Consider the following 12,727-nt stretch of genomic DNA (forward strand, 5'->3'; position numbering starts at 1 on the left):
ATAGCTATATTTTTTCAAACTTTTTTCTTATAAAAAACGAGTTTTATTTTCGACAATATTGTATAAATCGTTTAAAATGCCTTTTTTTGCCCGATTTTTGTAATTTTCTCTTGAAATTTGTGATTTTTGTGAGATAATATTATGGTATGAACGAGTGCCTTGTGACAGGACTGTCTGCATCTTTGTTGTTTTGTCACAGATAAAAGGAGAAAAAATGAAGAATTGTGCCGTTATCCTCGCAGGCGGCGAGGGCAAAAGAATGAAATCCGACAAACCGAAAACATTGTCGGAGGTGCTCGGCAGACCGATGCTCTGCTGGGTTATGTCGGCTTTAAGGAAAGCCGGTATTGACGACATCTGTGTTGTCAAGGGCTTTAAAAAAGAGTGTGTCGAAGAGTATCTTTCAACCCTCGATTTTTCCGTTGAAAGCGTGTTTCAGGCTGAAAGACTCGGAACAGGTCACGCTGTGATGATGGCAAAGGATTTCCTTAAAAAGCACAGCGGCAATGTTGTTATTCTCAACGGTGACGCTCCGTTTATGGACAGCAAGACTATTGAGGATTCCCTGAAGGCTCATATTGAGAACGATTGTGCTGCAACGGTTATTTCCGCAAAGGTTGACGATCCGACAGGTTACGGCAGAATTGTCCGTGACGAAAACGGAAATCTGCGTGCAATTGTTGAGCAGAAAGACGCCGATGAGGAAACTCTCAAAATAAATGAAGTAAACTCGGGCGGATTCTGGTTTGACTGTCAGCTTCTTCTTTCGGTTCTCGACAGAATCAAGTCGGATAACAGTGCAAAGGAATATTATCTTCCCGACGCAATCAAGCTTTTGCTTGAGGACGGAAGAAAGGTCGGAGCATTCACGGCTCAGTGCAGTGATACGGTTCTGGGTGCAAATGATCCGGCTCAGCTTGAACAGCTTAACGAAATTGCAAGGGCAAAGGGTTACAGCTGTTAATTGCTCGGTTAATCATTGGTAAACATATACTACACACATTAAAATTCAAAGGAGTTATTGCAATGAATTTTCACGGTAAGGACATTAAAATTTTCACCGGCAGTTCAAATGTTGATGTAGCTCAGGGAATTGCAGGCTGTCTCGGTCTGCCGCTTGGTAAGAGTGACTGTACACAGTTCTCAGACGGCGAAATCTCTGTTTCTCTTCACGAATCTGTTCGTGGCAGCGACTGCTTTATTGTTCAGTCAACCTGTGCTCCCGTCAACGACAATCTTATGGAAATGCTCATAATGATTGATGCCATGAAGCGTGCATCTGCTGCAAGAATCACAGTTGTTATGCCATACTTCGGCTATGCAAGACAGGACAGAAAAGCTAAGGCAAGAGATCCGATCTCGGCTAAGCTTTGTGCAGACATCATCACCTGTGCAGGTGCTGACCGTGTGCTTACAATGGATCTTCACGCAAATCAGATTCAGGGCTTCTTCAACATTCCTGTTGACCACCTTCAGGGCGCATCACTTCTCGCAAACCATATGAGAGAGAAAATCGGCGGCAACAATGATGATTATATCGTTGTTTCTCCCGACCTCGGTTCTGTAACCCGTTCAAGAAACTTCGCTTCAAAAATCGGCACAGGTCTTGCTATTATCGACAAGAGAAGACCAAAGGCTAATGTTTGTGAAGTTATGAACATCATCGGTGACGCTAGGGGTAAGAAAGTTATCCTCGTTGACGATATGATCGACACAGCAGGTACTCTCTGCAATGCCGCTAACGCTATTGTTGAAAAGGGCGGTGCAACAGAAGTTTACGCTTGCGCTACTCACGCAGTTCTTTCAGGTCCTGCAATCGAGAGAATTCAGAACAGTGCCATCAAGGAAGTTGTTCTTCTTGACACAATTCCTGTTCCGAAGGAAAAGATGATTGACAAGTTCACAATTCTTCCTGTTGCTCCTACATTTGCAGAGGCTATCGCTAGAATCTACAACGACAAGCCGTTCACAGCCGCTTTCGGTTGATAAGCGAACAATTTAATTATGTAATTAAACAGGCGGGTTTTAACTAACCCGCCATTTCGCTGTTTTACTGCAAATTTTTCAGGAATAAAACGGTACAATATGTGAGGGTGATTTAATTTTGTTTGGTATAGTTTACGGCTCCGATTCAGATAACAAAATAATGAACCGCTTTGTCGATGAGTACGAATTGTGGTGCAATGAGGGCAAAAATCCGGATATTGCGTCAATCGACCTTGACTTTGCGCTTGACCTACAGAAGAAAAGACTTGACGAAAAGGGTGTAAAGATTCAGACCGCTTTTACCGATAAGGAAACGGTGAAGAATGAAGTCCCCATAAATGCTTGTACTGCCTACGATATGGGCGAATGTAAGAGTAACATTGCGTCAAAGACATATGAGGTTACGGAGAAATACTTTAAAGACGGAAAGAAAAAGAAAAAAATCAAGGACAGATTTTTCTTTTACACAATGATTACAAGGCTTGAAAACCAAAATTCCGAGGTTGCGTGTTCGTGTCCAAACTGCGGTGCGGTAAGCAGTGTAAGAGAGCTTCTCAACGGTTGTAAAAACTGCAAAACTCGCTTTATTATGGACGATTTGTTCCCGAAGGTTACAAACTTCTACTTTGTAAAAACCTATTCGCTTGCGAACAAGTCAACGAAAAAAGTGCTTGCTCCGTACCTTCTCGGCGGAATTGTCGCCGTTGCGGCATTTACGGTATGGGTGGTTGTAAAGGACGGAACTTTTGATCCCGCAACCGCAAATATGGTCTATGAAATCGGCGTAAGAGCAATCCCCGTACTGCTCGGCGGACTTTTGGCGGGGTACCTTGCATGGGCATTAAAAACGCTTTTCGGACTTTTTGTCGGTGCGGCAAAGAGCATTCCGATGATAGGTCCGCACTTCAATTGCCAGAAAAGACTTCCGTGGCTTATGAAAGAGGTTAATCCCAACTTCTCATATGAATACTTTATCGGCAAGGTGCTTGCTTTGCTCAAGATTATGATTTTCAGCGATGATTACACAAACCTCGCAGTCTATGAGGGCAATCCGATGAAAAATCCTTTCGGAGATATTGTTGACATCAAGTACAGAGGAGTGTCAAAGCTTAATTCATTCAATGTCACAAACGGCTGTTGCTATGTTGATATGACCGTTTATGCAACGACCGTGAAAAACAAAAATTCTTCATTTAGGGTTAAAAACGAAAAGTTCAGACTTACCGTTTGCAGAAGTGTGAACGCCATGGATGACGGAGTTTTCACAATGAAAAAAGTAACCTGTAAAAGCTGCGGCGCAAGCTTTGATGCAACAAGAGAACGTAACTGCCCGTATTGCGGAAATCCTTATCATCTCGGCAACGATGACTGGGTTGTTGTAAGCTTCGGAAAAGGTTAATTTAAATTTCAGAATACATATAATATAAATAAGAGGAAAACGGATATGTTCGGAAAAAACAAATCAACGGGTTCAATCGAGTACATTGTAGTGGGACTCGGCAACCCCGACAGAAAATACGAAAACACTCGTCACAACGCAGGCTGGCTTGCAATTGACCGCATTGCCGACAAGCTCGGTTGTGATGTGAACAAAATAAAATACAAAAGCTTTATCGGCACTTGCACTGTAAACGGCGCAAAAGTTATGCTGATGAAACCCACAACATATATGAACAACAGCGGTCAGGCAGTTGTTGAGGCGATGAACTTCTACAAAATCCCACCCGAAAATGTCATTGTAATTTTTGATGACATTTCGCTTGATGTCGGAAAAATGCGTATCCGTTCAAAGGGCAGTGACGGCGGTCAAAGGGGAATGCGCAGTATCATCTATCTCAGCGGAAGCGATAAATTCCCTCGCATCAAGGTTGGCATAGGCGCAAAGCCAAATCCCGACTGGGACCTTGCCGACTGGGTGCTTTCAAAGTTCACTCCCGATGAAATGAAAAAGCTTGATGAAATTTTTGACAATGCCGAAAAAGCAATCGAGCTGATTATTGACGGCAAAACCGACCGTGCTATGAATTTGTTCAACTGAAAAGGGACAAAGAAATGAATAATCTCAACTTTCTTGTTGATGTCCTCAAAGAGTCACCCGTTTTCAAAACACTTGAAAAGAATGTCAAGCCGGGCAGAACGGTCTGTGCTTCGGGACTTTCAACAATTAACAAATCAAATATCATCTATGCGCTGTGCCGCCTCAAGGGCGTCACGGCATTTTGTCTTGCCTCCGATGAAAAAGAGGCGCAAACTTTGTGCAACGACCTTTCGTGCATGGGACTTCGTGCCTATGTTTATCCAGTGCGTGACTTCAACTTTCTTGACTTTCAGAGCCGTTCGCACGAGTACGAGCACGCAAGACTTAAAGTCTTGCTCAAACTTCTCAACCACGAATGTGATGTTGCAATTGCGTGTGTTGATGCGGCGGCACAGCTCACCGTTCCGAGAAATGTGCTTGAACAGTCGGTTATTGAATTTGAAGAGGGCAGGGAGCTCTCGCTTGAAAAGGCGACAAAGGCACTTACTCTGCTCGGCTACGAACGCTTTGATGCGGTAGAGGGCAGCGGTCAGTTTTCGCTGAGAGGCGGTATTCTCGACTTCTTTATGCCCGACAGCGACTATCCCGTGAGATGTGAATTTTGGGGCGATGAAATTACCGACCTCAGCTATTTTGACATTGAAACACAGAGAAGATTTAAAAAGGCTGACAAAATTACGCTTTCGCCCTCAACCGAAATCGTAATTGAGGACAGAGCCGCTCTTGCAGATAAAATTGAACACAAGGCAAAGCTCCTCCGTTCCAAGAACAGCGCCAAAGCCAAGGAAAAACTTTTTTCAGAGGCAGAGCTTATCCGCAGCGGTGCAATGATTGCCAATGCGGACAAATTTATCAATCAGATCTACGATAAACCCGAGTCGCTTTTTGATTATCTTGACAGAAACACCCTCGTTTTTGCGTCCGAATTTACTGCAATTCAGGAACGGGGAAAGTCAATGGACTTTATCAGCAATGAAACCCTTATGCAGGGCTTTGAGGACGGAACTCTTTGCAGAGGTTTTGACCGCTTTGCGCTCACATTCAACGAATGTACCGAGTTTTTGCAAAGTCACGGAACAATCGTGCTTGAAAACTTTGTTCACGGGAGTATGCCTATCAAGCTGTCGGAAATCATCAGCTTTTCAACAAAACAGCTCTCGGCGTGGGGCGGTTCGTATAAACAGCTAAAAGAAGATGTTGACGGACTTTTTACCCCCGAAAGCAAGGGCGTTATATTTGCAGGAACAGAAAGAGCCGCCAAAAATCTTTGTGACACCTTTAACGCAGACGGCATAAACGCTGTTTACAGCGAGGGTGCGGATAAGATTTCAAAGGGCGAACTGCTTGTTATGCAGGGTGCATTGAGTGCGGGCTTTGAGTATCCGTCACAAAAGTTTTTTGCAATAACCTACAGTCAGGTTTCGTACCGTCCCGAAAAGTCAAAAAAGAAGAAGAAAAAGACGGGACAGGAAATTTACAGCCTTTCAGAGCTTGCCCCAGGTGATTATGTTGTACACAATGTTCACGGTATCGGTGTGTTCGGCGGTATAAGAAAAATTGATACTCACGGAGTTATAAAGGACTATATCAAGATTGACTACGCAAAGGGCGATGTGCTTTATGTGCCTGTCACACAGCTTGATATGGTTGCAAAATATATAGGTCCGAAAGAGGATTCAAGGGTTAAGCTTAGCCGACTCGGTTCGGGTGACTGGCAAAAGGCAAAGGCAAGGGTTAAAACCTCTGTCAAGGACATTGCCAAGGAGCTTATTGAGCTTTACTCACAGCGTATGAAAGCCAAGGGCTATGCCTTTTCGGCTGATAACGAGTGGCAGAGAGATTTTGAACTCAGCTTTGAATATGACGAAACTCCCGACCAGTTGCGTTGTTGTGAGGAAATCAAGCATGATATGATGCGTTCGTCGCCGATGGACAGACTTCTCTGCGGTGATGTCGGATTCGGCAAAACAGAGGTTGCACTCCGTGCCGCTTTTAAGTGTATTGCAGATTCAAAGCAATGCGCATTGCTCTGCCCCACAACAATCCTCGCATGGCAGCATTATCAGACGGTAATCAAGCGTTTTGAGGGCTATCCCGTTCGTGTGGAACTGCTTTCAAGATTCCGTACCGCAAAACAGCAGAAAGAAATTCTCCAAAAGCTAAAGCGAGGAGAAATTGATATGATTGTCGGAACTCACAGACTTGTGCAGAAGGATGTTGAATTTCGTGACCTCGGACTTGCAATCATAGATGAGGAACAGCGTTTCGGTGTTGCTCAAAAGGAGAGGTTCAAGGAACTGTGCAAAAATGTCGATGTGCTTACGCTCTCGGCTACTCCTATTCCGAGAACCCTCAATATGGCGATGAGTGGTCTGCGTGATATGAGCGTTATCGAAGAAGCTCCGACAAACCGTCAGCCTGTTCAGACCTATGTGCTTGAACACGATGATGCGGTTATCAACGAGGCAATCCGCCGTGAGCTCCGTCGTGGCGGTCAGGTGTTCTATCTTCACAACAATGTTGAAACAATTTCTTCATGTGCCGCAAAAATTCAGGAGGCTGTTCCCGAGGCAAAAATCGCAATCGGTCACGGCAAAATGAAAGAGGGCGAACTCAGCGAAGTTTGGCGACAGATGCTTGAACAAGAGATTGATGTGCTTGTCTGCACGACAATTATCGAAACGGGTGTCGATTTGCCGAATGCCAACACCCTTATTATAGAAAATGCCGACTGTATGGGACTTTCGCAGTTGCATCAGCTCAGAGGCCGTGTGGGCAGAAGTTCACGAAGGGCATATGCCTACTTTACCTTCAGACGGAACAAGGTTCTCACGGAGATTCAGCAGAAAAGGCTTGCCGCAATCAGGGAATTTACAGAATTCGGCAGCGGTTTCCGCATTGCAATGCGTGACCTTGAACTGCGAGGTGCGGGCAATATTATGGGCGCACAGCAGCACGGGCATATGGAATCGGTCGGTTACGATATGTACCTCAAGCTTCTTGATGAGGCAGTAAGCGAGGAAAAGGGCGAGCAGAATGTCACAAAAGACCTCGACTGTCTTATTGATATTTCGGTTGACGCTCATATCCCCGAAAGCTATGTTGAAAGTCTTACACTTCGTCTTGATGTTTACCGCAGAATTGCCGATATCCGCAGTAACGAGGACGCAGACGATGTTATTGACGAGCTGCAGGACAGATTCGGCAAGATTCCGAACTCGGTTCTCGGACTTATCGACATTGCCCTTGTGCGTAACAAGGCTTACTCAATGGGTATTTACGAAATCAGACAGAACGGCACAACGCTCATGCTCTTTGTAAACGAACTCAAATCCCCTCAGGTTGCCGACTTGCTCATTGCTTTGGGCGGAAAGGCAAAGCTTGTTGCCGGAGCAAAACCGTGCGTTGCGGTTGAGTGCAAAAACAGTTCCGCTCCGCTTGAAATCCTCACCAAAATTTTCGGTGTGCAGTAATTTTACGGCATGAAACCGTAATTTGTTAAGAAAAAACCTCCCGAAACTACAAAAATGCTGTTTTTCGGTGGAAATTCTCAACAAAATTTTATAAAAATGTAGACAATGACGATTTTTTTGTGTATAATCGTAAGGTACATTATCCTGTGAAAGTGTGTTTGCAGGACACTTTGCATTTAATTTTTCAGAAGGACGGTAAAAAACTATGAAGCCTAATATCAAGGTTGGTTCATTTTTACTTGCAATTGTTATGATGTTCTCAGTTTTTGCAATTGCAGGTTGTACACCCACAACTCTTAACAAAGAATGGTCGTATAAGACAAGCGACAACGAGCTTGCCATCGGCGTTTATATCTACTCACTCAATGCAGCTTACAGTCAGGCTGAGTCATTTGCTAAAAAGCTTGACGATTATGATTCGACATCTGACAAGTGGCTTGATGAAAAAATCAAGGACGATGACGGCAACGAGCAGGTTGCAAGAGAGTGGATTAAAGATCAGGCTAAGAAAATGTGCCTCAGCTACCTCGTAGTTGACGAACAGCTTAAAAAGGAAAATGTAAACATCGGTCAGGCAACTCTTGACTCCGCAACAAGTCAGGCTGAAACATACTGGAATGTCGGCCCGTATGCGTCACAGGGTTATGTAATGCCGATGAAGAAGCAGTATGAAAAGTACGGCGTTTCACTCGACAGCTTTGCATACTGCACAACTCTCTACAACACAAAGTATGAGGCTCTCTTCAAAGCAGTTTACGGCAAGGGCGGTTCAAAGGAAGTTTCCGACACCGACCTTACAAAGTATTTCAAGGAAAACTATACGGACTACTCATATCTTCCCGTGAACCTTTATACATCAACAAAAGATGAGGCAGGTTCATCAAAGAATGTTGCAATGAGCGACAAGGAAATCAAGAAGGTTGAGGATCAGCTTAACGGTTACAAGAATGACCTTAACAAGGGCGGTTCTTTTGATGATGTTATTGCATCATACAAGAAGTCAAGCGGTTCGGGAACAGATTCTTCTGTTTCAAAGGTAGAAGTTCTCGACAAGAGCTCAATCGGTGACGAGCTTAAAAAGGCTATCGGCAAGCTTGAAACAGGCAAGGCTGAAACTCTCAAGGTTGGCAGCGGCGACAGCGCAATCTACTATCTCGTTTATAAGAAAGACGTCAACAAGGATGTTGACAGTTATATCGGCAACGAATCAAACAGAGCCGGTGTACTTGCGTCAATGAAGTCAGACGAATTTTCAAAGTACATTGACAGTCTTGCAGAGAAACTCAAGTATGAAGAAAACACTTCGGTTATTGACAAGTATAAGCCCGAACTCTTCTTCGTTGCGGTTGAGCCTACAACATCGGCGTCAACAACATCGGCATCCGATAAAAGCTCAAAATAATTGATATCGGACATACAACAGACGCATTTTCAGATTATTCTGAAGAAAGGGGCTTTTATGAAAAAACATTCAAAGCTTTGCGCAATTTTTCTGACGGCACTTTTGAGCATTTCTGCTGTGAGCTTTTCCGTATCGGCAGTCGGTGAGGAGGTTGATCCCGGCGGAGATTCAAGCGTTATTGTTGATCCCGTAGAGCCGGAGCCCGAGCCCGAGCCCGAACCGGAACCATCACCGGAACCATCACCGGAGCCTGAGCCACAGCCGCAGCCCGATCCTGTGTATCCGGATTCTTCGGACAGTTCATCATCATATGTAGATCCCGGCTATTCGTCAAGTGATTCGTCATATGACAACAACTATAACTATGACAGTAGCTATGACTACAACAATAACAGTTATGACAATAATTACAGCAGCAGTCAGACTTACTACTACTCTGAGCCGTCATATGTAGGCGGCGGTCAGTCCTATGTTGCTCCGTCAAATACTGCTCCGTCAGCGTCGCTCATCAAGTCTGACGATAACATTGACGAAAAAACTCTTTCAAGCAACGACTGGTCGGATATCGCAAAAAATCTTAAAAATACCGACACATCGAGTTCTGACGGTGATGACTTTAACTTCATCAAGAACAATAACAGCAAGGGTGACAACGGTCATTGGATGTTCTATGTTTCACTCGTTTTACTCTCACTCGGTGTTGCAGGCATTGTGTACTTTGTAATTTCAACTGTTCTCAACAGAAAGAAGAGAGTCACGGTTGGCGGCAGAAGTAACGCTCCAAAGAGCAAATCTGCACAGCCACAGCGTTACAGCAGTAACGATGATTATGCCGATGATTACTCATCTTCAGGCAGAAAGTCCGAAAGACGCAGTAAGTACGATACTGCCGAAATTCAGCTTCCAAAGAACAACCAAAAGGGCGGAAGAAGATACAAGTAATTAGATAACTTTATAAAACAAAAGCAGTTCCAAAATCGGAACTGCTTTTTTGTTTGACTGTGTAATTAAATTTTCGCATGACTTCTGTTTGAATGACAAAATCAGTTTTTGTCATAGGGCTTTTTGTATGCCTCTTTGAACGGTTTTACAGTGCCGTCCTTTTCTTCAACGCTTACATTGTCAAGTGTTGCGTTGAACTGTGTGCGGATTTCACCGAGATAAATTTTGTACAGCTCTTTCTGCTCTTTTTGCTCAGCCTCGGTAAGTCCCTGTTCCTTTTTCTTTTTTGCAAGCTCGTTAATTCTGTCAAGCATCTTTTTATCCATAAGTCAATCCTCCCGACCGTTATTTTGGTTTTGAGAGCAATCTGCTCCAAAGCTATGATATCACACAATCAGCCAAAGTGCAAATTTTCGATTTCTCGGTTGAAAACAAAAATTTTTTGTGCTATCATGCAATTAAAGCCGTTATACGGCAAATTTTTTCGGCGGTGAATTATGGAAAATTTCAGTTTATTACACCCGACAAATTCAAATGCATCCTACAGAACTCTCAACAAAGAGGCGCTGAATGATTTGTCGGTTGATTATATATGTGACGCTCTCACAAAAGAGCAGTATGAACGCAACAGCATAAAGCAGCTGCTGATAAATATTACGGATGACGAGGAAGTTATAAAATATCGTTGCGATGTTTTTGAGGATTTTCTTCGTTTTCCGAAACTTCGTGATGATCTATCCGCACTTCTTGTAAAGCTGAACGATTTGCGTGAAATTGAGCGCTTTCAAAAGGATACCGAGGCATCTTCCTTGTGGCAGCTTGTAAACCGACTTCGTGAAATGGACGGCTATGTCGATTGCATTACAAGAATAAAAAACACGCTTGAAACAATTGAAGTAAAGTCGCAGGGTCTGCTTGAGCTCAAGAAAAATGTTCAGTCAATTTACAATGACAGCGGTTTTCCCGAACTAAAAAAGGATATAATAGATACGCTTGCAAAGGCTCAAAAGCTCAAGAGCATTACCCTCGGTGTGAATCTTGACGATTTGCTCCGCCCAAAGAGTGTGGGTGTAATCTCACTCAATGACAAAGAATTTACCGACAGCGGTATTCTCAAAAGATTTATGAAGTTTACAAACCGTGACAGCGAACTGCATCACGGCAACGATGTTTCGGGATTTTTAAGCTTTCATCCGGCCAATCCGTCAACCTCTCAGTTCGGGCTGGGACAGTTTGTTGTGGGCGCTCAGCAGGATGTAAACCACACTATGAACAGCTCGCTGACCGGCGCAGATCCTATGTCTGACGCACTCAAAAATGTTGTGACCGATATCCTCCGCAGAACCGTAAATGACATAAAATCAATGCTCAACAGATATGTCAATGTCAACGGCTACTCGTTCGTTTCGCTTATGCCCGAAATCATTTTCTATATTCGTTTTGCAGAGCTTTGTGATAAGATGAAAAAGAAAAATCTTCCGCTGTGCAAGGCAGAAGTTTTGCCAAAAGAGGACAGAAACTGCTGCCTTAGAGATGTTTACAACCTCAAACTCGGCATAAAATCGGCAAACGGTGAGAATTTGGATATTGTCACAAACGATATTGATTTTAACGATGACAGGCGAATTTACATTCTGACAGGTCCGAATCGTGGCGGTAAAACCACGATTACTCAGGCGGTCGGACTTGCGTTTCTGCTTGCTCAGAACGGGATATATGTTCCCGCAACGCAGATGAAATTCAGCCCATGCGACAGCATTTTTACGCATTTTCCTGCCGATGAAAACGATACCGTTGACCTCGGCAGACTCGGTGAAGAAAGCAAAAGACTTGCCGAAATTTTCTCCGCGGCAAGCCGTTACAGCCTGCTTTTGCTCAACGAAAGCCTTGCAACAACCAATGTTGCCGAGGGCTTGTACATTGCCCGTGATGTTGTCAAATCAATGCGATATCTCGGCACAAGGGCGATTTTTAATACCCATATGCACGATTTGGCTCGCAATCTTGACGAGGTGAACACAACCGTAAAGGGCGACAGCAAGATTGAAAGTCTGGTAACAGGTGTCGAAAACGGACAGCGTTCGTTCAAGGTTTTCATCGCTCCGCCTCAAGGTGTAAGCTATGCCAAAGACATTGCCGAAAAATACGGTGTAACCTTTGACAAAATCAAAAAACAGATTGATCGGCAGCGTGTCGCTGCACCCGGTTCGGGAAGATAGTATGTAATATTAAAAGCATATTATGCCCGAGCGGAAGTTTTAATTAAATGTAAAATTGAAAATTGAAAATGGAAAATTGCGGTCGGGCAGACAGTTTGCAAAATGCAAATCATTGTCGCCCGACTGTTTTTGTATATATGAAAGTTGTTAATATACTGTAGCGGCGGTCAGTGACCGCCATTTGTTTTGGTTGTGAAACCAAAACAATCGGTAGGGGCGTTCATTGGACGCTCGCACGGCGAGCCGCCGTTCCCAATTCGTGAAGATAGTTTGTAAATGTCAAAAAGCATATTATGTCCGAGCGGAAGTTTTAATTAAATGTAAAATTGAAAATTACGGTCGGGCTGACAGTTTGCAAAATGCAAATCATTGTCGCCCGACTGTTTTTTGTATATATAGAAGTTGCGTTTAAATGTATGGGCGGATGCTACGGTGTTGCAATTATTTTGTTGTATTCAGAAAATTCGTATAAAAGAAAACGGAGTGCATTACGCACTCCGTTTTCTTACGCCCACAAAATAATAAAAAAAGAAGGAAATAGCTGTTTAATAAAGTAACAGTTTAACCTTGCAGGATTTCAAGTCATTTCCTGTAAACCGTTATCCTATGCGAGTATTCTAACACTAACAGTAATAAAAGTCAAGACTGTTATGATATTTTTTGTTAT

Annotated in this window: 9 protein-coding genes; 8 read left to right on the forward strand and 1 reads right to left on the reverse strand. The window is 43.6% G+C overall.

Annotated features, from left to right (window positions below; all coding sequences use genetic code 11):
- Window positions 1-214: 214 nt before the first annotated feature.
- The 7 genes from AC2HW8_RS05665 (at window position 215) to AC2HW8_RS05695 (ending at window position 9,841) form a co-directional block, all read left to right on the forward strand.
- On the forward strand, window positions 215-964 hold the full coding sequence (locus tag AC2HW8_RS05665) for a sugar phosphate nucleotidyltransferase (RefSeq protein WP_021883153.1): 750 nt from the start codon (window positions 215-217) through the stop codon (window positions 962-964).
- A gap of 62 nt (window positions 965-1,026) precedes the next feature.
- A complete protein-coding gene (locus AC2HW8_RS05670) occupies window positions 1,027-1,986 on the forward strand; it encodes a ribose-phosphate diphosphokinase (RefSeq protein ID WP_021883152.1) in 960 nt (319 codons plus the stop codon).
- A gap of 118 nt (window positions 1,987-2,104) precedes the next feature.
- Window positions 2,105-3,385, forward strand: a complete 1,281-nt coding sequence (locus AC2HW8_RS05675; RefSeq protein WP_484327267.1) for a hypothetical protein — start codon at window positions 2,105-2,107, stop codon at window positions 3,383-3,385.
- Window positions 3,386-3,430: 45 nt separating this feature from the next.
- Window positions 3,431-4,024: an aminoacyl-tRNA hydrolase gene (gene pth / locus AC2HW8_RS05680; RefSeq protein WP_046433105.1), complete on the forward strand. Its 594-nt coding sequence runs from the start codon at window positions 3,431-3,433 to the stop codon at window positions 4,022-4,024.
- 14 nt (window positions 4,025-4,038) lie between these two features.
- Window positions 4,039-7,497, forward strand: coding sequence for a transcription-repair coupling factor (mfd, locus tag AC2HW8_RS05685; protein WP_484327268.1), 3,459 nt, complete (start codon window positions 4,039-4,041; stop codon window positions 7,495-7,497).
- Window positions 7,498-7,702: 205 nt separating this feature from the next.
- Window positions 7,703-8,899 (forward strand): hypothetical protein, encoded by a 1,197-nt coding sequence (locus AC2HW8_RS05690; RefSeq protein ID WP_021883148.1) that lies wholly within the window; start codon window positions 7,703-7,705, stop codon window positions 8,897-8,899.
- A 57-nt stretch (window positions 8,900-8,956) separates the two neighbouring features.
- Window positions 8,957-9,841, forward strand: a complete 885-nt coding sequence (locus AC2HW8_RS05695) for a hypothetical protein (RefSeq protein WP_021883147.1) — start codon at window positions 8,957-8,959, stop codon at window positions 9,839-9,841.
- 101 nt (window positions 9,842-9,942) lie between these two features.
- Here the strand turns inward: AC2HW8_RS05695 and AC2HW8_RS05700 are convergent, their stop codons facing one another.
- Window positions 9,943-10,167 carry a DUF896 domain-containing protein gene (locus AC2HW8_RS05700; RefSeq protein ID WP_015522848.1) on the reverse strand — a complete coding sequence of 75 codons (225 nt, stop codon included), beginning with the start codon at window positions 10,165-10,167 and terminating at the stop codon, window positions 9,943-9,945.
- Window positions 10,168-10,338: 171 nt separating this feature from the next.
- On the opposite strand from AC2HW8_RS05700, the gene AC2HW8_RS05705 reads away from it, so the two are divergent.
- Window positions 10,339-12,060 (forward strand): MutS-related protein, encoded by a 1,722-nt coding sequence (locus AC2HW8_RS05705; RefSeq protein WP_021883146.1) that lies wholly within the window; start codon window positions 10,339-10,341, stop codon window positions 12,058-12,060.
- Window positions 12,061-12,727: the final 667 nt, after the last annotated feature.

The organism is Ruminococcoides sp. (assembly GCF_057037865.1).